We start from the raw sequence: 20,698 nt of genomic DNA, 5'->3' as shown, positions 1-20,698 counted from the left end.
CAACCCTGGCGCGAGAGCGAAGGCCGCCACCGTCGAAAGACGGAGGCGGCCTTCGTTTTCGAGATCAGGGAGGTCAGCGGGTGAACAGCAGTGCGCGCTTGACTTCCTGGATGGCCTTGGTGACTTCGATACCGCGGGGGCAGGCGTCGGTGCAGTTGAAGGTGGTGCGGCAGCGCCAGACGCCTTCGACATCGTTGAGGATGTCGAGGCGTTCGCGGGCGGCTTCGTCCCGGCTGTCGAAGATGAAGCGGTGCGCGTTCACGATCGCGGCCGGGCCGAAGTAGCTGCCGTCGCTCCAGTACACGGGGCAGGAGGTGGTGCAGCAGGCGCAGAGGATGCACTTGGTGGTGTCGTCGAACCGGGCGCGGTCGGCCTGGCTCTGGATGCGTTCGCGCGTGGGCTCGTTACCCGTGGTGATCAGGTAGGGCTTGACGGCGCGGAACGCGTCGAAGAACGGCTCCATGTTCACCACGAGGTCCTTTTCCACGGGCAGTCCGCGGATCGGCTCGACGGTGACCGTGATCGACTTGCCGCCCTTGGGCAGCATGTCCTTCATCAGCACCTTGCACGCCAGCCGGTTGACGCCGTTGATACGCATCGCATCGGAACCGCAGACACCGTGCGCACAGGAGCGGCGGAAGGTGAGCGTGCCGTCCAGGTAGGACTTGATGTAGATCAGCACGTTCAGGAAGCGGTCGGTCGTCAGGACCGGTACTTGGAAGGACTCCCAGTGCGCGCCCTTGTCGTCCTCCGGGTTGAACCGGGCCACCTTGACGGTGATCATCACCGAGCCCTCGGGGACCGGTGCGGGAGCCTGTGTCGCGGGTGCTTCGGCTACAGCAGTCATCAGTACTTACGCTCCATCGGCTCGTAACGGGTCTGCACCACCGGCTTGAAGTCGAGACGGATCTCGGAAACAAGCTCCGGAGGAGATCCCGGTTCGACTTCCTTGTAGGCCATCGTGTGCCGCATGAAGTTCACGTCGTCGCGGTCCGGGTAGTCCTCGCGGGCGTGGCCACCGCGCGATTCCTTGCGGTTGAGCGCACCGACCACGGTGACCTCGGCCAGCTCAAGCAAGAAGCCGAGTTCGACGGCCTCGAGCAAATCGCTGTTGTACCGCTTTCCCTTGTCCTGCACCGTGATCCGCGCGTAGCGCTCTTTGAGCGCGTGGATGTCGGTGAGGGCCTGCTTGAGCGTGTCCTCGGTGCGGAAAACCGAGGCGTTGTTGTCCATCGAGCGCTGCAGCTCGGTGCGGATATCGGCCACCCGCTCGTTCCCGTGCTCGCTCAGCAGCATGGCCAGCCAGTCCTGCACCATCTGCGCCGGCTGTTCCGGCAGATCCACGAAGTCGCTGCGCTGCGCGTACTCCGCGGCGGCGATGCCCGCGCGGCGACCGAATACATTGATGTCCAGCAGCGAGTTGGTGCCGAGCCGGTTGGCGCCGTGCACCGAGACGCAGGCGCACTCGCCCGCCGCGTACAGACCGGGCACGATGTCGGAGTTGTTGCGCAGCACCTCGCCGCGGATCCGGGTCGGGATGCCGCCCATCACGTAGTGACAGGTCGGGAACACCGGCACCAATTCCTTCACCGGGTCGACACCGAGGTAGGTGCGGGAGAACTCGGTGATGTCGGGCAGCTTCTCCTCGAGCACGTCTTCGCCGAGGTGGGTCACGTCGATGTAGACGTAGTCCTTGTTCGGTCCCGCGCCGCGGCCTTCCAGCACCTCGAGCACCATCGACCGGGCCACGATGTCGCGCGGCGCGAGGTCCTTGATGGTGGGGGCGTAGCGCTCCATGAAGCGCTCGCCGTCGGCGTTGCGCAGGATGCCGCCCTCGCCGCGGACCGCCTCGGAGATCAGGATGCCGAGCCCGGCAAGACCTGTCGGGTGGAACTGGTGGAACTCCATGTCCTCCAGCGGAAGACCCTTGCGGAACACGATCGCCATGCCGTCGCCGGTCAGCGTGTGCGCGTTCGAGGTGGTCTTGTACATCCGGCCCGAGCCGCCGGTGGCGAACACGATCGACTTGGCATGGAAGACGTGGATGTCGCCGGTGGCCAGCTCGTAGGCGACGACGCCGGTCGCGACCGGGCCGCGTTCGGTCTCGGTAAGCACCAGATCCAGCACATAGAACTCGTTGTAGAACTCCACGTCGTGTTTGACGCAGTTCTGGTAGAGCGTCTGCAGGATCATGTGGCCGGTGCGGTCGGCGGCGTAGCACGCGCGGCGGACCGGGGCCTTGCCATGGTCGCGGGTGTGGCCGCCGAAGCGGCGCTGATCGATCTTGCCTTCGGGCGTGCGGTTGAACGGCAGGCCCATCTTCTCCAGGTCGAGCACCGCGTCGATGGCCTCCTTGGCCATGATCTCCGCGGCGTCCTGGTCGACCAGGTAGTCACCACCCTTGACGGTGTCGAAGGTGTGCCACTCCCAGTTGTCCTCTTCGACGTTGGCCAGCGCGGCACACATGCCACCTTGTGCGGCGCCGGTGTGGCTGCGGGTCGGGTACAGCTTGGTCAGCACCGCCGTCCGAACACGCGGACCCGCCTCGATAGCGGCGCGCATACCAGCGCCACCCGCCCCGACGATCACGACGTCGTAGCGATGCTCCTGAATCCGGGATTCAATCATCGAGGTGGCCTGTTCCTAACTGATGTTGGGGTCGAAGGTGAAGATGACGTAGGTGCCCACGCCCATGATCAGGATCATCGAGATGGCCAGCAGCGTGTTCAGCCAGAACCGGGTCGAATCCTTGCGGGAGTAGTCCGCGATCACGGTGCGCAGCCCGTTGCCGCCGTGCAGCTGGGCGAGCCACAGCATGGTGAGGTCCCAGAACTGCCAGAACGGGCTGGACCAGCGACCGGCTACGAAGGCGAAGTTGAGGCGCTTCACGCCGCCGTCGAGCAGCAGCATGATCGACATATGGCCGAGCACGAGCACGATCAGCAGCAGGCCGGAGAAGCGCATGAACAGCCACGCGTACTTCTCGAAGTTGTTGCTCGAGCGGGCGCGCGGCGAGCGGGGCAGATCCAGGCTGGCCGGACGGTCGTACGACTTCCCGATGACAGGTGCGGTCATTGTGTCAGTGCTCCGTGAACAGGTAGAAGAACTGGCGTCCGATCGCGGGAACCGCCAGCAGGAACCAGATCGCGAGGATGATCCAGAGCATCAGGCGCTGGTACTTCGGGCCCTTGGACCAGAAGTCCACCAGGATCACGCGGACGCCGTTGAGCGCGTGGAACAGCACGACGACGACAAGGCCCATCTCCATCAAAGCGACGAGCGGGTTCTTGTAGATCTCGATCGCCTCGTTGTAGGTGTCAGGGCTGACCCGCACCAACGCGGTGTCCAGGACATGGACGAAGAGGAAGAAGAAGATGGCGACGCCGGTGATCCGGTGCAATGCCCATGACCACATTCCGGGGTCGCCTCGGTACAGCGTCTTCCGCTTCGGCTGGGCCGGAGCTTCAATCGTGGTCATAGCGTGCGGTCGCCTCCAACGTCGTTGATGGACCCGGTTGCAGGCCGCGTTGGGGGGCGAATGCCCAGGTGGCTGCACTCCGACCCGCCGAAGGGAACCTGAACCGATCTGTTGTGGACTCTAATCCTCTCGCAATGCCGGAACTAATTCGGAGTGCCGTGCGTTGCGCGACAACCGGCCGGGTTAGGTTTACCTTTCTCGATGTGCGCGGGGTTCTTTCGTGGCCCTCGCGCGGCCATGTTCGGCTCGGTCCGAGAGGGGCTTCCCGTGTCGCAAATAGACTGGAATGTCTTGCGTGCCAAGGCTATTCAAGTTAGGCATAACGCCTATGCGCCGTACTCGCGGTTTCCGGTCGGCGCCGCCGCTCTCAGTAGTGATGGCCGAATTGTGAGCGGTTGCAATGTGGAGAATGTCTCATATGGATTGGGCCTATGTGCCGAATGTGTACTGATCGGTAACTTGATTGCGGGTGGCGGAGGACGTCTTCTGGCGATCTCCGTGACCGATTCCCGCGGTGAAATCCTCATGCCCTGTGGTCGCTGCCGTCAATTGCTCTATGAGCACGGCGGCGCCGAACTCCTGGTCGATCACCAGGCCGGAGCGGTGCCGCTGCGCACGCTTCTTCCGGATGCCTTCGGACCCGACGACCTGGACGCGGGGCAGATGTGAGCCGAGTGGTCAGCAGTCGGTCTCGAGCGCCGAGGCCGCTCATCCATCGCGTCAGCGCGAGCCGAGTCTCGCCGCAGCCTTTCCGGATATCGGCGCTCCGGGCTCGAGCCCGAGGATCCGCTGGTCCGCCTGCGTGTGTTCCTTCCCCAACCTCGCCCGAATGATGCGGTGAGGGCTGGCTGACCGATGCACCGGTAAGAATCGGGATCCGCGTCGGCTCGTGCCAGACTGACGGATGTGACGGCACTGGACGCGGTTTCGATCATCACGACCAAGCGCGACGGAGGGGAACTGTCCGACGCGCAGATCGACTGGGTGATCGACGGGTTCACCCGCGGCGAGGTCGCCGACGAGCAGATGTCCGCGCTGGCCATGGCGATCGTGTGGCGGGGTATGACGCGGAGCGAGACGGCCAGGTGGACATCCGCGATGATCGCGTCGGGGCAGCGCATGGACTTCACCGATCTGCCGCGCCCGACGGTGGACAAACACTCGACCGGCGGGGTCGGCGACAAGATCACGCTTCCGCTGGCGCCGCTGGTCGCCGCGTGTGGCGCCGCCGTGCCACAGCTCTCGGGGCGCGGGCTCGGCCACACCGGAGGGACGCTGGACAAGCTGGAGGCCATTCCTGGCTGGCAGGCGGACGTGGCGGTGCCGCGGATGCGCGACATCCTGGCGGACCCGGGCATCGGCGCGGTGGTCTGTGCGGCGGGCGCGGATCTCGCACCGGCGGACAAGCGGCTCTATGCCCTGCGCGACGTTACCGGCACGGTCGAATCGATCCCGCTGATCGCCAGCTCGATCATGAGCAAGAAGATCGCCGAGGGCACCGCGGCGCTGGTGCTCGACGTCAAGGTCGGCTCCGGCGCCTTCCTGAAGACCCTCGATGGCGCGCGCGAACTGGCCACGGCCATGGTGGAACTGGGCACCGACGCGGGCGTGCGGACGGTCGCGCTCCTCACCGCCATGGACACCCCGCTCGGCCGCGCCGCGGGTAACGCACTCGAAGTGGCGGAATCGGTGGAGGTGCTCGCGGGCGGCGGCCCCGCCGACGTCGTCGAGCTGACGCTCACCCTGGCGCGCGAGATGGTGGCGCTGGCCGGACTGGAGATCGATCCCGCTGATGTGCTCGCCGACGGCAAGGCGATGGACCACTGGCGCGCGATGGTTCGCGCTCAGGGTGGCGAGCCGGACGCGCCGCTGCCCATCGCGAAGCACACCGAGACCGTCCGGGCCGAGAGCGATGGTGTGCTGACCAGGCTCGACGCGCTGGGCGTCGGCCTCGCCGCCTGGCGGCTCGGTGCGGGCCGTGCGCGGCAGGGCGACCCGGTCCAGTTCGGCGCGGGCGTCGAAATGCATGCCAAGCCAGGCGATTCCGTGACGGCGGGACAGCCGATGCTCACCATGCACACGGATACCCCGGCGGCATTCGCGGGCGCGTCGGCGGCCCTGCGCGACGCCGTCACCGTCGAGGCCGCCGCAACGCCCTCGCCCGCCCCACTGGTCCTCGGACGAATCGGAGCTTGATCCGCGCCCGGCGTGGCGCAGGGGCGGTGCCGGTCGGTTCGGTGTCCCGTTGGGAACCGGGCCGAGTCGAATCGGCGACGAGATGGTTGCCATGGAGGAGTTCGCTGCCGTTTCGGCGTGATGCGGCTACCGTCGATACATGACTGGACCGATGCCTCTGACTCTCGCCTCGATCCGCCAAGCACCCAAAGCGCTGCTGCATGACCACCTCGACGGTGGTCTGCGGCCGGCTACGGTGCTCGAGCTCGCCGCGACCTGCGGTTACGACGAACTACCCGCGACCGACGCGACCGCGCTCGGCGCCTGGTTCCGCGACGCGGCCGACAGTGGTTCGCTGGAGCGGTATCTGGAGACCTTCGCGCACACCGTCGCGGTGATGCAGACCCCGGAGGGTCTGCGCCGGGTCGCCCGTGAATGCGCCGAGGACCTCGCCGCCGACGGCGTGGTGTACGCCGAGGTCCGCTTCGCTCCTGAGCAGCACTTGGAGCGCGGGCTGACGTTGGACGAGGTGGTCGACCACACCCTCGCCGGTTTTCGCGAGGGCGAGGCGGCCGCCGCGGAACAGGGCCACACCATTGTGGTGACCTGCCTGCTCACCGCCATGCGGCATGCGGCGCGCTCGCGGGAGATCGCGGAGCTGGCGGTGCGCTTCCGCGACCGCGGCGTCGGCGGCTTCGACATCGCGGGTGCGGAGGCGGGTTTCCCACCCAGCAGGCACCTCGATGCGTTCGAGTACATGCGCGCCAACAGCGCGCACTTCACAATCCACGCGGGCGAGGCATTCGGGCTCCCCTCCATCCACGAGGCGCTCGCGTTCTGCGGGTGCGACCGGCTCGGTCACGGCGTGCGGATCACCGACGACATCAGCGCACCGGGCGCGGTCGAGGACGCGCGGCTCGGATTGGTGGCGAACTACGTGCGGGATATGCGTATTCCGCTGGAGCTGTGCCCTTCGTCGAACGTGCAGACCGGCGCCGTGCCTTCGTTGGACAAGCATCCGTTCGACCTGCTTGCCCGGCTGCGCTTCCGTGTCACGGTGAACACCGATAACCGGCTGATGAGTGACACCAGCATGAGCCAGGAGATGCTCAAGTTGGTCGAGACATTCGGTTACGGCTGGAGTGATCTGGAGCGGTTCACCATCAATGCCATGAAATCGGCATTCATCCCGTTCCCCGAGCGACTGCGCATCATCGACGACATCATCAAGCCCGGATACGCCGTGCTGATCGGATAGCTCGTGTTCAATTTGCAGCGCCTGCGGCGCTGCGTGTTCGCGGCCCCCTCTTGGCTCGCGTCCGAGCGACCGAGACTGGCGACTGCGTCGCATGCGCTTCGGTCGCTCGGACGCGAGCCGGGCCGCGAACGGGCAATGCTCGGTCTCGCTGCGCTCGGAAGCGGGGGTCGCGCCGAGTAGTTGCGGTGAGGTGGCAACCGCAGCATTGGTGCGCCATGCCCGCGCGGAGCTTGCGCCGGGTCGAGCAAGTCGGAGATAGCCCCATGTCAGACACGTCGGACCGTATCCGCCCGAAGCTTGCGCCGGGGCGAGCGGAGGCGGAGGTAGCCGGATGTCGGACACTGCCGGGATCGTGTCCGTCATCAGGCTGCGCCGGGTCGAGCGAAGGCGAGGCAGCCGCCTACTGCTGGTCGAGCCGGGACTCGAGATTGCGTTCCAGCTCGCGCCAGGCTTGCGCCTCGGCGGTGAACGGTGGGTTGGGCGCCATCCGGGTCGGGTCCGGGTTCAGCAGGTAGGAGATGTACCAGCCGAGTGGAGTGGACTGCGCCAGCGCCTGCTCGACGGTGTCGTCTTCGGCGTAGTCGGCGGCGTCGGTGAATAGTTCGACCGCAAGGTCGAGCTGTTCGATGTCGACCGCCTCCGGCCCCTCGGCGAGGTCGTCGGCCAGGCCGGGCAGCACGTAGACATTCTCGTCGGTGACCTCGACCTCCAGGGAGCCGTCGACCGCTGCGGTTTGCACGTCGGCGAATGTGCTCACCCGGGCCAGGTCGTGCTCATGGTCGTCGGCGAGATAGCGGGCCAGCGCGCGCTCGGAGGAGAAGACCGTGATCGAGCGCTTCGCACCGAGGAAGATCGGTTCGTCATCGAGGTAACAGCGCAGTGTGAAGAAGCTGCCCTCGGAGGTGACGATCTTGACCGGGTCGATACCGACCTCGTTCCAGAACGACTCGTCCTCCTCCTCGTCTTCCTCGTCGAGGTCGACGGACTCGAACTCCTCGTCCTCCTCGCTGTCGGACGCGTCGTCGGCGTCGACCACGTTCTCCTCGGCGGCGAGCAGCTCGGCCTCCGCGACAGCGACCGCCTCCGCGTCCACCTCCGGGGTCTGGACCACGGAGTCGATGGCGTCCAGGACGTCGTCCCAGCCCTTGGCGATGGCAGCGCCGATCTGATCCCACAGCTCCTCGCCGTCGCGCCCGACGAAGGCGCTGACCCCGCCGGGCAGGGCCCCGAGCACCGGGTGCGAACCGAAGAACTTGGTCACCGTCTCCAGCTCGCAGACCTCGCCGATGTTGCGCACCATACCGAGGGTGTCCTCCAACTCGGCGATGGTGTCCACGTCGGGGTCGCCCGCAGCCAGTTCCGGCACCGCGACCAGGTCGAAGGTGAAGTCCTCCTCCGGCTCCAGTTCGACCGCCGAGAGGCCGGCGACGACCTTCCATGCCGGATGGTCGACTAGGTCGTTGTCGGAGTTGGTGCGGATGAACGCGGCCAGCTCCGCAACGGAGTCGAAACCGTAGAGGGAGTCCTCGTGCCCGAGGAACGCCTCCCACTCGTCGTCACCGTCTCGCCAGCGCGGTGCCCACAGGGTGACGAGATCGCCGTCGGTCAGGCCGAGCTCGATCGGGACGATGTCTCCAGAAGCCATGAGCGGAAGCCTATCGACCTTCCGCGTCAGGCACTATCCGGCCCGCCCCCATTTGTTCCTCCGGGCTCCTGCCCGGCCGGAACGAATGACTCGTTCAGTGTTGCAACGACCTTCGAGCGCTGTGTGCCGGCATCCTCGGCGGCCCGCCGGCACGCCCAAACAATCAGCTGTCCGACCTCGGCGGGCGACAACGTCGTGACCGACTCCGCCAAGCTGAGACCGACCAGTGCACCGTCGCTGTCCACCTCGACGCCGACCGAGCCGTCCTCGCTGGTGAACTGTCCGCGCACCTGCTTCAGGCCGAACAGCGCCGCCTCCAGCGCTTCGAGCTTCTGGGTCGCCGACGCGACCAAGGCGTCCATTTCCGCACTCATACCGGCCTCATCCAGCTCGTGGGTCCCGTGTCCGCGTCATCGATCCGGTCCAGCTCGTCCACTGCCTGCTGACGGGTGGGTAGGCCGAGCCGATCGAGAATGTCCGCGGGCATGCCCGCCTCGGCGAGCAGTTCGCGCCGTCGCGCCCGCGCCGCGATAGCAGAGCGCTGGGTGAGCCGCAGGATCTCGTTGGCGAGAGACTGCGCACCGTAACGGTATTCGCTTCGCTCGAATTTGATTTCCACCGGCATGCCCTGATCGGTCGCCCGCACCGAGATGGTGCCGGACCGGTTGCTGCTGCTCGCCACCGTGACGTTGGGGACCTGCGGTCCGGTCATGCGTTGTCCTTTCTGGCATGACCGGGGCCCTCCGTGGTCACGCTTCGCTGCCGCCTCCGGGCCTGACCGGTCATGCCGTCGGCCTGTAGAAGCCGTGGAAGTCCATGCCTGAATTCTCCGTTCGAATCGAGCTGATCTGGACCGGGTCACCCGCCTCGACGAACTGCCCGTTGCCGACCACCATGGCCACATGGCCGTCCCAGATCGCGAGGTCGCCGGGCATCAGATCACCGGCGGATACCGCTGTGGCCCCGTTGCCTTGATCGGCTGCGAGCCGAGGCAGGTCGACACCCGCCTCGCCGTAGGCGTACTTGGTGAGGCCGCTGCAGTCCAGCCCGGCGCCCGGACTGTTGCCACCCCACACGTAGGGGGTGCCGACGGCGCCGATCGCCGAGCGGACCGCCGTCGCGGCCTGCTCGTTCGGCGCCTCCACGATGCTGCCGTCGGGCAACGTGATCTTCACGCCCTTGCCGTCGGCGGGCCTTCCCGACGAGCCGGTGTCGGGCCGTGGCGCACCCGGGGTGCTGGGACTTCGTTGGGACTGCGGCGAGGGACGCGGTGTACTCATCGCAGTGCTCATCATCTGGCCCGCGCCGGTGAACACGCCGGACGCGGTGGACGCCAGCTGCTGCACAGGGGCGGAGACGGGCAGACCGGCGGGCGGCGGAGTCGGCGGCGGCGGGGTGAGGTCGTTCATCGACGCGGTATGCGTCTGCAGCTCGTTCTGCACCCGGCCGACCACGTTGAGCGCCTGGCCGAGGTGGTCGATCGCCGAGCCGACGATCACCGTCAGCCCCTCGGGCGTCGCCAGAGCGGGGCCCATGCTCGCCGCGGTGTTCACGAACGACTGGGCGATGCCGGTGAGTTCCTTCTGGCCCGCCTCGACCTCGGCCGCGGCCTGGTTCACCACGGTTGCCATGTCGTTGCCACGATCCGAGATCGTGGCTGCCGAGGTCTGCACCCGTAGTGCTTTGGCGGTGGCGGCGTCGGCGGCGCGGCCGTCCCACGCGGAGTTCATGCCGTTGATGCTGTCGCGACCCATGTGGTGGATCTGGTCGACCGCGGTCGAGGTGTTGCGTAGTGCGTCGGCGGGGCCGCCGGTGGGCAGCACGCCGGAGCCGAAGCTGGCGAGCAGGTCGAAGAGCGGCTTGGCCAGCGCGTTGACGTCGATCACAGGCTCACTCCAGTTCGGTCGCCGCGTTCCGCAGCGCGCTCGCGTGGGATGTATCGGTCTCGGTGAGTACGGTCGCCGCGCCGGCGGCCGCGCCACCCATGCTGGCGAGTACCGCCGAGAGCTGGCCGATCGAGGCGATGTGCCCAGCGTGCGCCGCGGTGTAGGCGGCCATGAAATCGCCGCCGATGAGGCCCATGATCGGACCGAGTAACACCGGCTCGGCCGCCGCCGCGCTCACCCCCGCCGCCGCCATCTCACTCGCCATGTCTTGGGCGGTGACACCATAGGCTGCGATACCCTCGGTGTCCGCCGACATCTTTCGCATCAGAGCTTCCCCCATCTGTTGTTCCCAGGCAGAGTACGTCATCCACTTGATTCGACGCGCGCTCTTCCCGTTCGGTTCCACCGGTTCGCAAAAAAGTCGGGCGGAGTTCGACGGAGTACCCGCGACCGACCTTATCGTTCCCTCATGCGCACCCACACCGTGGACCATCCACTCGTCACCGCACTGCTCACGACGATGCGGGACAAGCGAACGGCGAACGCGGCTTTCCGTGCCGCGCTGCGCGATCTCACCGGAATCCTGATCTACGAGGCGCTGCGCGAGGCGCCGGTCGAGCGGTTCGAGATCGTCACGCCGGTCGCCACCACCGAGGGCATCCGGCTGGCCGAGCCGCCGCTGCTGGTTCCGGTGTTGCGTGCCGGGCTCGGCATGGTCGACGCGGCCGCCGAGCTGATCCCCGACGCCAGGGTCGGATTCGTCGGCATCGCCCGCGACGAAGCGACCCACCAGCCGGTCCCCTACATGCAGTCGCTGCCCGCCGACCTCGCCGGACTGCCGGTCTTCGTGCTCGACCCGATGCTGGCCACCGGCGGCTCGATGCGCCACACACTGCATCTGCTCACCGCGCGCGGCGCCACCGACATCACCGCGGTATGCGTCGTCGCGGCTCCGGAAGGCATTGCGGCGCTGGCCGACTCGGGACTTCCGGTGCGGCTCGTCACCGCTGCCGTCGACGCCGGACTGAACGAGAACGCCTACATCGTGCCCGGCCTGGGTGACGCGGGCGACCGGCAGTTCGGCTCGCGCTGAATCTCGCCCGCGCGGGTGGGCCGCGTCAACCGGTCAGAGTGTTCGGCAGAAGTCGCGCAGCGTCGAAAGTCGCACTTGCGCAGCGGCTCGCGCGGCGGCCAGGTCGGCGCGCGAGGCGACCGGCTCGACCACTTCCAGGTAGCACTTCAGCTTCGGCTCGGTGCCGGAGGGACGGACCACCAGGCGTGACGAGCCGCCCTCGAAGATCAGCGCGTCGGTCCGCATCCGGCCGCGCACCTGGAGCTGGTCGGTGTATTTCACCGGCTCACCCGCGATTTCGTCCGGCGGATTACCCCGTAGCCGTTCGACAACCGCGGCGGCGTCCTCGGCCGACGCAAGCCGCAGTGACAGCTGGTCGCCGGCGTGCAGGCCGAATTCGACGGCATAGTCATCGAGTTCGTCGCCGAGAGTGCGGTCCATGGCCTTCAGGCGGGCCACCAGATCGGCGGTCAGCACGGCGGCGGAGATGCCGTCCTTGTCTCGGACGGTTGCCGGGTCGACACAGTGCCCGATCGCCTCTTCGTAGGCATACACCAGGCCGTCGCCCGCGCGGGCCAGCCATTTGAAGCCGGTGAGGGTTTCCGCGTAACGCCCGCCGCGGGCGGGAGCCAGCTTGGACAGCAGCCGGGACGACACGATTGTCGTGGCCACCAGCGCGCCGGGACGCGCGGTGCGCAGCGTGCAGTCGCCCAGCAGCACGCCTGTCTCGTCGCCGCGCAGCATCCGCCAGGTGTGGTCGGGCAGCGGGATGCCTACGGCGCACCGGTCGGCGTCCGGGTCGAGTGCGATCGCCAGGTCGGCGCCGACCCGTGCGGCCAGCGCGAGCAGCAAATCGGTGGCGCCGGGCTCCTCCGGGTTCGGGAAGGCGACCGTGGGGAAGTCGGGGTCGGGCTCGAACTGCTGGTCGACCACGTGGATGTCGGTGAATCCCGCCGCGGTGAGCGCTTGCACGGCGAGAGCGCCGCCGACGCCATGCAGGGGGGAGAGCGCGATCCTGATCCCCGCGCGCTCGCCGGCACCGCCGATCAGCATGGGCAGTTCGGTCACCCGGTGCAGATAGTGCCGCACCGCATCGTCGTCCGCGGCGGCGACCGGCGTGCGGGCGACCGGCTCGGTGACCGCCTCGATGCAGCGCTCGATTTCGGTGTCGGCGGGGGCGATCAGCTGCGCGCCGCCGTCGAGGTACACCTTGTAGCCGTTGTCGGTGGCCGGGTTGTGCGACGCGGTGATCTGCACGCCGGCGACGGCACCCAGCTCGCGCACCGCGTACGCGACCACCGGCGTGGGCAGCGGACTCGGCAGCAGCGTTACCCGAAAGCCCGCCGCGGCGAAGATTTCCGCCGTCGCCGTGGCGAATTCGGCGGACCCGTGCCTGGCATCGCGGCCGACGACCACCGCGCCGCCGCCGAGGCAACGACCGCGCAGCCAGTCGACGATCCCCGCGGTCGCTCTGGTCACCGTCGCGACATTCATGCCGTCCGGACCCTCCTGCAGCGGTCCGCGCAGGCCGGCCGTGCCGAAGCGCAGCATCTACACCCGTTCCAGCACGCCGCGCAGCAGTTTGCCGAGCCGCGGCGCTGCGGCGTTGCCCTCGGCGAGCACCTCGGCGTGCGACAGGTGCGCACCTGTGACGCCCGCGGCCAGGTTGGTGACCAGCGAGATGCCGAGCACCTTTGCGCCGAGTGCGCGGCAGGCGATCGCCTCCAGAACCGTGGACATCCCGACCAGATCCGCGCCGATCGTGCGCAGCATCCGGATCTCGGCCGGGGTCTCATACTGCGGACCGGTCAGACCCGCGTACACGCCCTCCGTCAGACTCGGGTCGAGTTCCTTTGCCAGAGATCGTAATTCGGGATCCCACGCGTCGACCAAGTCGACGAAGGTCGCGCCGGCCAGCGGGGTGCGGCCGGTCAGGTTGAGGTGATCGCTGATCAGCACCGGGTCGCCGACCCGGAGTCCGGGACGGATGCCGCCCGCGGCGTTGGTCAGCACGACGATCTCCGCGCCCGCGGCGACGGCAGCGGTCACCGGGTGCACCACATCGGTGGGCTGGTAACCCTCGTAGAGATGCTGGCGGCCCATCAGTACCAGCACGGCGGTGTTGTCCAGCTCGACGGAGTGGATTACGCCGACGTGGCCCTGCGCGCTCGGCGTTCCGAACCCCGGTAGCTCGGGCATCGGCACCGACGCGCGTGGCGGCCCGATCTCCGCGGCCGCGTCCTGCCAGCCTGATCCCAGCACCACCGCGACCCGGTGGCGCGGTACTCCTGTACGTTCGGCGATCGCCTCGGCGGCCTGTTCGGCAAGCATGATCGTCACGATAGTGTGTTTGTTTCGCAGCGCCTACGACGCTGCGAAACGAACACAGCCCCTACCCGCGAGTAGGGTTGTCGGCGCATGCCCGATACGCTGCACACATGCCGCATCTGGAACGTCAAGGGGAAGTGTTCGTCGTCTACCTCGGCAACGACGGACAGACCGACAGCGAGAACCGCTTCCACCCGAACTGGATCGACGAATTCCACGGGCTGCTGGACCAGGTCGAAAGCTTCGAGGGACCCGCGGCCCTGGTGACCACCGCGGACGGAAAGTTTTACAGCAACGGCCTGGACACCGATTGGCTGTTCGGCAACCTGGACAAGATGCACGGCTACCTGGATCGTGTGCACTCGCTCTACACCCGTCTGCTGGCCTTCCCGATGCCGACGGTCGCCGCGATCAACGGCCACGCCTTCGGTGCGGGCGCCATGCTTGCCACCTCGCACGATTTCCGGGTGATGCGCGCAGACCGCGGCTTCTGGTGCCTGCCCGAGGTGCACTTGGGCATGCCTTTCACCGTCGGGATGAACGCTCTGCTCACCGAGCGGCTGGCCAACCAGGTCTGCGTACAGGCGATGACCACCGGGCACCGCTACCCGGCCGACGAGGCGATCGCCGCAGGCATCGTGGACGGCAAGGCAGATGCGCCTTCGTTGCTACCGGCCGCGATCGAGCGGGCTGGGACACTCGCCGGCAATCGCAAGCCGAATCTGCCGGTGATCAAGCGCGCGCTGCACGCGAAGGCGCTGGCCGGCCTCGCGGTACCGACCGCCCCGGAGAACTTGGCCTTCGCGGCCGGCTGATCGGTGTTGCCGTTCTCCGCGGCGGCGAACACTCAGGTCCTGCGGCTACCGCGGCAAAGCAACCCCGCTGGCAGAGAGGCACCGAAAACAAACACAACCGGTTTGCCGACGCAATGCAAGACTGTGTTTCATGCCACCACCGCGCAGCGGACACCATGAATCGCACCGCGACGATCACATCCTGCGCACCGATGTCGACGACGCGGCGGGCCGCTCCGATGCCGCGATCAAAGCGGCGTCCGCCGAGCTGATCGCGCTCTCGCATGCGATTCATGCCGAACCGGAGTTGGCGTTCGAGGAGACTCGCAGTGTCGCCAAGGCCATCGCTCCGCTGGCCGAACGCGGCTTCGAGATCGAGACCGGCGTCGCCGAACTGCCCACCGCGTTCCGCGCACGCTTCGGCAGCGGGCCTATGACGGTCGGTATCTGCGCGGAGTACGACGCGCTCCCCGAGATCGGCCATGCCTGCGGCCACAACGTCATCGCCGCCGCCGCGGTCGGCGCGGGGCTCGGCCTCGCCGAGGTCGCGGACGTGCTCGGCCTCACCGTGCTGGTGTTCGGCACCCCTGCCGAGGAGAGTGGCGGCGGCAAGGTGCTCATGCTGGAGCGCGGGGTATTCGACGACGTCGCGATGGCGATGATGGTGCACCCTGGTCCACTCGACATCGTCGGTGCCCGCTCGCTGGCCCTTGCCGACGTGTCGGTGGTCTTCCACGGGCGCGAGGCGCACGCCAGCGCGGCCCCGGAGCTGGGCCGCAACGCGGGCGACGCGGTCACCGTCGCTCAGGTTGCTCTCGGATTGCTGCGGCAACATCTCCTGCCCGGCCAGCAACTACACGGTATAGTCGGCGACGGTGGCGTAGCTCCCAACATCGTGCCCGGACGTGCGGAACTGCTGTATTACCTACGCGCAGTCGACTCCGCATCCCTCGACGATCTGATGCGACGAGCGTCGGCTTGTTTCGAGGCGGGTGCCCTCGCGACCGGCTGCACCCACGAGATCCGGACACTCGCGCCGACATACACCGAGCTCACCCCGGATCCGGAGTTACTGTTCGCCTATCGTGAGCAGATCACCGGATTGGGACGTGTGCCGATCGCACCGGAACTCGAGGCGCAGCGGCCGCTGGGCAGCACGGACATGGGCAACGTCACCAACGTCATTCCGGGCATACACCCGGTTATCGGCATCGATGCCGGTGGTGCGGTGACACATCAGCCGGGCTTCGCCGCGGCGAGCATCAACGCCTCGGCGGATCAGGCGGTTCTCGATGGCGCGCTCGCGCGTACCGCGATCGCCGTCGCCCGCGATGACATACATAGGGACAGGTTGTTGCAACGGCTCGTTCAACGACAGGAGGACATTCGGTGAGCACTACCGGCCGTACGGCGGCGCGGGCGACGGGCCCATGCGTAGCCACGGAGGGTTCCGGGACCCCGGCATCGTCGGACGCCGTGAGAACCGGGCAGGAAGCGGTCGAGTCGTGGTTGGCCGAGCACGCAGTCGACCTCGTCCAATGGCGCAGGCACATCCACGCCAACCCGGAGCTTTCTCGCACGGAGTTCGCCACCACCGAGTTCGTCTCGTCCTGGTTGACCAAGGCCGGCCTCGCACCACAGGTACTGCCTGGTGGCACCGGACTCATCTGTGACATCGGTCCGGGGGGACCGCGCATCGGCCTGCGTGCCGACATGGACGCGCTCCCGCTACAGGAGTTCACCGGACTCGCCTTCGCCTCCACCGTGCCGGGCGTCTCGCACGCGTGCGGCCACGACGCGCACACCACGATTCTGCTCGGCACGGCTCTGGCGCTGGCCGAGGTAAAGCTGCCGGTCGGAGTGCGGCTGATCTTCCAGCCCGCCGAGGAGGTCATGCCGGGCGGTGCGATCGACGTCGTTGCCACCGGCGCGATGGCGGGCGTCGAGCGGATCTTCGCGCTGCACTGCGACCCCCGCCTCGAGGTGGGCCGGGTCGGCATCCGCGTCGGCGCGATCACCTCGGCCGCCGACACCGTCGAGCTGGTGCTGGACTCGCCGGGCGGCCACACTTCGCGCCCGCATCTGACCAGCGACCTGGTCTACGCGATCGGCACGGTGATCACCGGCCTGCCCGGTCTGCTCAGCCGCCGCATCGACCCGCGTACCAGCACGGTGATGGTGTGGGGTGCGGTCAGCGCGGGCAAAGCGCCGAACGCGATTCCGCAGACGGGCATGCTCACCGGCACCGTCCGCACCGGCGACCACGCGACCTGGTCGCTGTTGGAGCCGATGGTGCGCGAGATCGTCGACGGCCTGCTCGCCCCGACGGGTGTGCGCTACCAGTTGAACTACCGGCGCGGCGTGCCGCCGGTCGTCAACGACGAACACTCCACCCGGATGTTCGAGGATGTGATCCGCGAGCTCGGCCCCGACGCGCTGGCCGACACCATGCAATCCGGCGGCGGCGAGGACTTCTCCTGGTACCTGGAGGAGGTGCCGGGTGCGATGGCGCGCCTCGGCGTCTGGTCTGGGCAGGGCGAGCAGTTGGATCTGCACCAGCCGACCTTCGACATCGACGAGCGGGCGCTCGCGGTCGGCGTCCGGGTGCTGACCAAACTCGTGCTGAACGCGCGCTGAGTTCTTCGTCACAGCGGTGTAGCCGGCCTTTCGGGGGCGGCCACACCGCTGTCGCCTTTCGACTGCCCCGCCGTCAGCCGAAGTTGCCAGGTCCGACGTTGCGGCTGTTGCGGGTACGCAGCGCGTGGACGTAATCCTCTGGCGCACCCGCTTTTTCGGCGGCGTCGGCGATCACGCCGATGTAGCGGGCCGACGGTAGTCCGCCCTCGTAGGCGTCGAGCACATACAGCCAGGCCAGCGTGGGTTCGCCGCCACCGTCCGCGTTGCGGGTGACGCGCAGGCGGATCTTCTTGTGGATACCGAAGTCCGAGCCCTCCCAGCGGTCCAGTCGCTGCTCGTCCTCCGGGGACACGTCGTAGAGCACGACGAACACCCGGGAACCCGGCTCCTCTACAACCGTCGCGAGAGGCCCTTCCCAATAGATATCGTCACCCGCGAAGGTGAGCCGCCAGCCCTCCAACCAGCCCGTCCCGGACATGGGGGAGTGCGGACAGCGCTCGAGCATCTGCGTTGAGTCCATGTTGGACCCATAAGCGGCGTAGATCGGCACCTGCAAAGGGTAGCCAATAACCGTCGGAGACTGCGTTTGATTGCCGCACCCGGGGCGCGCGCCGCGGAACTGTTGCGCACCGGTAATGCGATCGGGGGTGCGGGGCAGTTGCCGGATAACGTTTAGTACGTGCCGGAGATCCCGGCGCGAAGCTCGAGCGGAGGTATCAATGACCCGCATCGCGATCATCGGTGGTGGACCAGCCGGCTACGAGGCGGCGTTGGTGGCGGCCCAGCACGGCGCGTCGGTGACGCTGATCGATGCCGATGGCATCGGTGGCGCGTGTGTGCTGTGGGACTGTGTCCCCTCCAAGACGTTTATCGCCTCGACCGGTGTGCGCACCGACCTGCGCCGCGCCCGCGATCTCGGCATCACACTCGACCCGAACCAGGCGCGGGTGCAGCTGACCGAGGTGAACGCGCGAGTGAAGGCGCTCGCGCTTGCCCAGTCCTCCGATATCCGCTCGAAACTGCAGACCATCGGGGTGACGGTGCTGTCCGGGCGCGGCGAGTTGATCGATCCCGCCTCGGGCCTCGCCGCGCACCGGGTGCTCGCCAAGCTTTCCGACGGCGCGCAGCTGACCGTCGAGGCCGAGGTGGTGCTGATCGCGACCGGAGCGAGCCCCCGCGTGCTGCCCGGTGCCGAGCCGGACGGCGAACGCATTCTCAACTGGCGTCAGCTCTACGACCTGGAGGAACTGCCGGAGACGCTGGTAGTGGTCGGTTCCGGCGTGACCGGCGCCGAGTTCGTCTCCGCCTACACCGAAATGGGCGTGCGGGTGAAGCTGGTCTCCAGCCGGGACCGGGTGCTGCCCGGCGAGGACGCCGACGCGGCGCTGGTGCTCGAAGACGCGCTCGCCGAGCGCGGCGTCGAGCTGGTCAAGCACGCGCGCGCCGACGCGGTGGAGCACACCGCCGAGGGCATCGTGGTCAAGCTGTCCGACGGCCGCACGGTCTCCGGCTCGCACGCGCTGATGACCGTCGGCTCCACTCCGAACACCGGGGGGCTCGGGTTGGAGCGGGTAGGCATCGAACTCGACCGCGGCGGCTACCTGCGGGTGGACCGGGTGTCTCGCACGTCGGTGCCGGGCATCTACGCCGCGGGCGACTGCACCGGCCTGCTGCCGTTGGCCTCGGTGGCCGCGATGCAGGGCCGCATCGCGATGTACCACGCGCTCGGCGAGGGCGTGAGCCCGATCCGCTTGAAGACCGTCGCCTCCGCGGTGTTCACCCGCCCGGAGATCGCGACCGTCGGCGTCAGCCAAACCGCCATCGACAACGGCGAGATTCCCGCGCGCACAGTGATGCTGCCGCTGAACACCAACCCGCGGGCCAAGATGTCCGGGCTGCGACGCGGTTTCGTCAAGATTTTCTGTCGGCCCGCGACCGGTGTGGTGATCGGCGGCGTCGTCGTCGCGCCGATCGCCTCGGAGCTGATCCTGCCGATCGCGCTTGCGGTGCAGAACAATCTGACGGTCAACGACTTGGCGCAGACTTTCTCGGTCTACCCGTCCCTCACCGGTTCGGTGACCGAGGCAGCGCGTCTGCTGATGCGGCACGACGACCTGGATTGACGCGTGCGGTGCCGTGTCCGATATCGGACATAGGGCCCCGTGAACATGGCGCAGGCGTTCGGGGTGGGTGCTCTTGCCACCCTTGGATATTCGCCGCGTTGCCCATCGTGCACACATGTGGTTCACTCCTCGACAGAGATGCGATCGGAGGGCGGTCGCGAGGTTCGGTGTGGGGGGATAGGTTCTTTCCAAATCGGAACGGCGAACGACTCGGCTTAGTTCGACGATCAGGCGTCTCACCCAGGGACCACAGAGTGCGGTCTATTCGGTCCGCACCCCGGGAAGGATTGCGAAAAGTGAAACATCGTAAGCCGAGTCGAACGCAGCGAGCGATGGCGAGCACCTCGTTGCCACTGGCCACCGCGGCTGCGGTGGCCACTCTCTTCGCGGCGCCGGCGGGGGCGGCTCCCAACGATCAGCCGACCACTCCGCCGACGCCCGCTCCCGCGCAGCCGGGAGTGAACGAGACGCCGAGCACCCCGGAGACCACCAAGCCGGATCCGGACAAGCCGGAATCGAAGCAGGATCCAGAGAAGCCGGAGAGCAAGCCGACACCGAGCCAGCCCGGCGTCACCACCCCGGATTCGGACCATGCCATGCCCGACCAGAAGGATCCGCGGCTGCCCCGGCCGACGCAGCCGGGCGTGACACCCCCGCGCGTCGCGCCGCTGCCCGTCCCCGGTCAGCAGCCGGGCGAGCCGCAGCCTGCGGTCACGCCGGAGCAGGGCGCGCAGCCGGATGCCACCCAGCCGGACGCCCCGGGTGGCGAGAACGCCGAGGCGCAGCAGCCGGAGACCTCGACACTGGTACAGCCGAGGTGGGAGGCGCCGCGTATGCAGGCCGCCCCACCCGCACCGGTCGTGGAGATGACCGGTCCACACGGAGAGGTCGGCGCGAATGTCGACGGTGGCACGTTGCTGCCGGGCTACGTGGCCAACACCCACCACTTCAGCAACGAGGCGGGTTACGTCGGGACCATCGGCTACCGCACGCCCACCGGTGCGGGCGAGGCCGGCGTCTCGGTGGAGTTCGTCGACAAGAACACCGTCAAGCTGACCACCTACACCGGTGGCGAGGGCTTGGCCGACAACAACACCACCGCGGTCTTCGATACCACTCAGCTGAACGCGGCCAAGGCCGCCGTCGAGGACTGGATCCGGGAGCAGCCGGGCGGCGCCGCTGCCCTCGAGGCCGCCGCACAGGTTAAGCTTCCGCTTCAGTCGGGCGATATTGCTCCGCAGACCGTTGAGGTGGCTGGTGTCGTCACCCAGTGGGGTGGTTCACTCCAGTACTGACACGAGC

General features: G+C 67.9%; 21 protein-coding genes. 9 read left to right on the top strand and 12 right to left on the bottom strand.

What is annotated here, in order from left to right; translation table 11 throughout:
• Positions 1–73: 73 nt before the first annotated feature.
• From AB0H00_RS15055 to sdhC, 4 genes are read right to left on the bottom strand one after another with little or no spacing between them, the layout of a single operon-like run.
• Complete coding sequence (locus tag AB0H00_RS15055) at positions 74–847, bottom strand: succinate dehydrogenase iron-sulfur subunit (protein WP_357265987.1); 774 nt, start codon at positions 845–847, stop codon at positions 74–76.
• Positions 847–2,628, bottom strand: a complete 1,782-nt coding sequence (sdhA, locus tag AB0H00_RS15050; protein WP_357265985.1) for a succinate dehydrogenase flavoprotein subunit — start codon at positions 2,626–2,628, stop codon at positions 847–849. The genes AB0H00_RS15055 and sdhA overlap by 1 nt, the downstream gene beginning before the upstream one ends.
• Before the next feature lie 15 nt (positions 2,629–2,643).
• Positions 2,644–3,075, bottom strand: a complete 432-nt coding sequence (locus tag AB0H00_RS15045; protein WP_327112926.1) for a succinate dehydrogenase hydrophobic membrane anchor subunit — start codon at positions 3,073–3,075, stop codon at positions 2,644–2,646.
• 4 nt (positions 3,076–3,079) lie between these two features.
• Entirely contained in the window at positions 3,080–3,478 is a 399-nt protein-coding gene (gene sdhC / locus AB0H00_RS15040) for a succinate dehydrogenase, cytochrome b556 subunit (protein ID WP_357265983.1), read from the bottom strand.
• A gap of 267 nt (positions 3,479–3,745) precedes the next feature.
• Between sdhC and AB0H00_RS15035 the strand changes: the two genes are divergently transcribed.
• From AB0H00_RS15035 to AB0H00_RS15025, 3 genes are all read left to right on the top strand, one after another.
• On the top strand, positions 3,746–4,147 hold the full coding sequence (locus AB0H00_RS15035; RefSeq protein WP_357265981.1) for a cytidine deaminase: 402 nt from the start codon (positions 3,746–3,748) through the stop codon (positions 4,145–4,147).
• Between the two features lie 237 nt (positions 4,148–4,384).
• Positions 4,385–5,674, top strand: a complete 1,290-nt coding sequence (locus AB0H00_RS15030; protein WP_357265979.1) for a thymidine phosphorylase — start codon at positions 4,385–4,387, stop codon at positions 5,672–5,674.
• Positions 5,675–5,813: 139 nt separating this feature from the next.
• Entirely contained in the window at positions 5,814–6,911 is a 1,098-nt protein-coding gene (locus AB0H00_RS15025) for an adenosine deaminase (protein ID WP_357265977.1), read from the top strand.
• A 400-nt stretch (positions 6,912–7,311) separates the two neighbouring features.
• On the opposite strand, the gene AB0H00_RS15020 is transcribed toward AB0H00_RS15025, so the two are convergent.
• From AB0H00_RS15020 to AB0H00_RS15000, 5 genes are all read right to left on the bottom strand, one after another.
• Positions 7,312–8,556: a primosomal protein gene (locus tag AB0H00_RS15020; RefSeq protein WP_357265975.1), complete on the bottom strand. Its 1,245-nt coding sequence runs from the start codon at positions 8,554–8,556 to the stop codon at positions 7,312–7,314.
• Between the two features lie 26 nt (positions 8,557–8,582).
• Entirely contained in the window at positions 8,583–8,930 is a 348-nt protein-coding gene (locus AB0H00_RS15015; protein ID WP_357265973.1) for a YbaB/EbfC family nucleoid-associated protein, read from the bottom strand.
• Positions 8,927–9,268: a hypothetical protein gene (locus AB0H00_RS15010; protein WP_357265971.1), complete on the bottom strand. Its 342-nt coding sequence runs from the start codon at positions 9,266–9,268 to the stop codon at positions 8,927–8,929. The genes AB0H00_RS15015 and AB0H00_RS15010 overlap by 4 nt, the downstream gene beginning before the upstream one ends.
• 70 nt (positions 9,269–9,338) lie before the next feature.
• A complete protein-coding gene (locus AB0H00_RS15005) occupies positions 9,339–10,442 on the bottom strand; it encodes a C40 family peptidase (protein ID WP_357265969.1) in 1,104 nt (367 codons plus the stop codon).
• 4 nt (positions 10,443–10,446) lie between these two features.
• On the bottom strand, positions 10,447–10,809 hold the full coding sequence (locus AB0H00_RS15000) for a hypothetical protein (RefSeq protein WP_357265967.1): 363 nt from the start codon (positions 10,807–10,809) through the stop codon (positions 10,447–10,449).
• A 102-nt stretch (positions 10,810–10,911) separates the two neighbouring features.
• On the opposite strand from AB0H00_RS15000, the gene upp reads away from it, so the two are divergent.
• A complete protein-coding gene (upp, locus tag AB0H00_RS14995) occupies positions 10,912–11,535 on the top strand; it encodes a uracil phosphoribosyltransferase (protein ID WP_357265965.1) in 624 nt (207 codons plus the stop codon).
• Positions 11,536–11,568: 33 nt separating this feature from the next.
• On the opposite strand, the gene AB0H00_RS14990 is transcribed toward upp, so the two are convergent.
• On the bottom strand, positions 11,569–13,065 hold the full coding sequence (locus AB0H00_RS14990; protein ID WP_357265963.1) for a phospho-sugar mutase: 1,497 nt from the start codon (positions 13,063–13,065) through the stop codon (positions 11,569–11,571).
• On the bottom strand, positions 13,066–13,845 hold the full coding sequence (locus AB0H00_RS14985; protein ID WP_357265961.1) for a purine-nucleoside phosphorylase: 780 nt from the start codon (positions 13,843–13,845) through the stop codon (positions 13,066–13,068).
• A 107-nt stretch (positions 13,846–13,952) separates the two neighbouring features.
• Between AB0H00_RS14985 and AB0H00_RS14980 the strand changes: the two genes are divergently transcribed.
• The 3 genes from AB0H00_RS14980 (at position 13,953) to AB0H00_RS14970 (ending at position 17,273) form a co-directional block, all read left to right on the top strand.
• Positions 13,953–14,657: an enoyl-CoA hydratase-related protein gene (locus AB0H00_RS14980; RefSeq protein WP_357265959.1), complete on the top strand. Its 705-nt coding sequence runs from the start codon at positions 13,953–13,955 to the stop codon at positions 14,655–14,657.
• Between the two features lie 130 nt (positions 14,658–14,787).
• Positions 14,788–16,029, top strand: coding sequence for a M20 family metallopeptidase (locus tag AB0H00_RS14975; protein ID WP_357265957.1), 1,242 nt, complete (start codon positions 14,788–14,790; stop codon positions 16,027–16,029).
• Between the two features lie 83 nt (positions 16,030–16,112).
• A complete protein-coding gene (locus AB0H00_RS14970; protein ID WP_357265955.1) occupies positions 16,113–17,273 on the top strand; it encodes a M20 family metallopeptidase in 1,161 nt (386 codons plus the stop codon).
• Positions 17,274–17,346: 73 nt separating this feature from the next.
• On the opposite strand, the gene AB0H00_RS14965 is transcribed toward AB0H00_RS14970, so the two are convergent.
• Positions 17,347–17,823 carry a gamma-glutamylcyclotransferase gene (locus tag AB0H00_RS14965; RefSeq protein WP_357265953.1) on the bottom strand — a complete coding sequence of 159 codons (477 nt, stop codon included), beginning with the start codon at positions 17,821–17,823 and terminating at the stop codon, positions 17,347–17,349.
• Between the two features lie 169 nt (positions 17,824–17,992).
• Between AB0H00_RS14965 and AB0H00_RS14960 the strand changes: the two genes are divergently transcribed.
• Together AB0H00_RS14960 and AB0H00_RS14955 are read left to right on the top strand one after the other, a co-directional pair.
• Positions 17,993–19,396 carry an NAD(P)H-quinone dehydrogenase gene (locus tag AB0H00_RS14960; protein ID WP_357265951.1) on the top strand — a complete coding sequence of 468 codons (1,404 nt, stop codon included), beginning with the start codon at positions 17,993–17,995 and terminating at the stop codon, positions 19,394–19,396.
• A 296-nt stretch (positions 19,397–19,692) separates the two neighbouring features.
• The gene (locus tag AB0H00_RS14955; protein ID WP_357265949.1) at positions 19,693–20,691 is read left to right on the top strand and encodes a hypothetical protein; all 999 of its coding nucleotides are present in this window, start codon (positions 19,693–19,695) and stop codon (positions 20,689–20,691) included.
• Positions 20,692–20,698 lie beyond the last annotated feature (7 nt).

This window comes from Nocardia sp. NPDC023852 (assembly GCF_040639505.1).
GTDB lineage: Bacteria > Actinomycetota > Actinomycetes > Mycobacteriales > Mycobacteriaceae > Nocardia.
Note: the sequence above shows the minus strand (reverse complement) of the source record. Positions and strands in the feature narration are given on the sequence as shown.

Excerpts from the sequence above, each read along its gene's own strand:
- AB0H00_RS15055 (WP_357265987.1), bottom strand. The coding sequence starts at position 847 with ATGACTGCTGTAGCCGAAGCACCCGCGACACAGGCTCCCGCACCGGTC.
- sdhA (WP_357265985.1), bottom strand. The coding sequence starts at position 2,628 with ATGATTGAATCCCGGATTCAGGAGCATCGCTACGACGTCGTGATCGTC.
- AB0H00_RS15045 (WP_327112926.1), bottom strand. The coding sequence starts at position 3,075 with ATGACCGCACCTGTCATCGGGAAGTCGTACGACCGTCCGGCCAGCCTG.
- sdhC (WP_357265983.1), bottom strand. The coding sequence starts at position 3,478 with ATGACCACGATTGAAGCTCCGGCCCAGCCGAAGCGGAAGACGCTGTAC.
- AB0H00_RS15025 (WP_357265977.1), top strand. The coding sequence starts at position 5,814 with ATGACTGGACCGATGCCTCTGACTCTCGCCTCGATCCGCCAAGCACCC.
- AB0H00_RS15020 (WP_357265975.1), bottom strand. The coding sequence starts at position 8,556 with ATGGCTTCTGGAGACATCGTCCCGATCGAGCTCGGCCTGACCGACGGC.
- AB0H00_RS15015 (WP_357265973.1), bottom strand. The coding sequence starts at position 8,930 with ATGAGTGCGGAAATGGACGCCTTGGTCGCGTCGGCGACCCAGAAGCTC.
- AB0H00_RS15010 (WP_357265971.1), bottom strand. The coding sequence starts at position 9,268 with ATGACCGGACCGCAGGTCCCCAACGTCACGGTGGCGAGCAGCAGCAAC.
- AB0H00_RS15000 (WP_357265967.1), bottom strand. The coding sequence starts at position 10,809 with ATGACGTACTCTGCCTGGGAACAACAGATGGGGGAAGCTCTGATGCGA.
- upp (WP_357265965.1), top strand. The coding sequence starts at position 10,912 with ATGCGCACCCACACCGTGGACCATCCACTCGTCACCGCACTGCTCACG.
- AB0H00_RS14990 (WP_357265963.1), bottom strand. The coding sequence starts at position 13,065 with ATGCTGCGCTTCGGCACGGCCGGCCTGCGCGGACCGCTGCAGGAGGGT.
- AB0H00_RS14985 (WP_357265961.1), bottom strand. The coding sequence starts at position 13,845 with ATGCTTGCCGAACAGGCCGCCGAGGCGATCGCCGAACGTACAGGAGTA.
- AB0H00_RS14980 (WP_357265959.1), top strand. The coding sequence starts at position 13,953 with ATGCCGCATCTGGAACGTCAAGGGGAAGTGTTCGTCGTCTACCTCGGC.
- AB0H00_RS14975 (WP_357265957.1), top strand. The coding sequence starts at position 14,788 with ATGCCACCACCGCGCAGCGGACACCATGAATCGCACCGCGACGATCAC.
- AB0H00_RS14960 (WP_357265951.1), top strand. The coding sequence starts at position 17,993 with ATGACCCGCATCGCGATCATCGGTGGTGGACCAGCCGGCTACGAGGCG.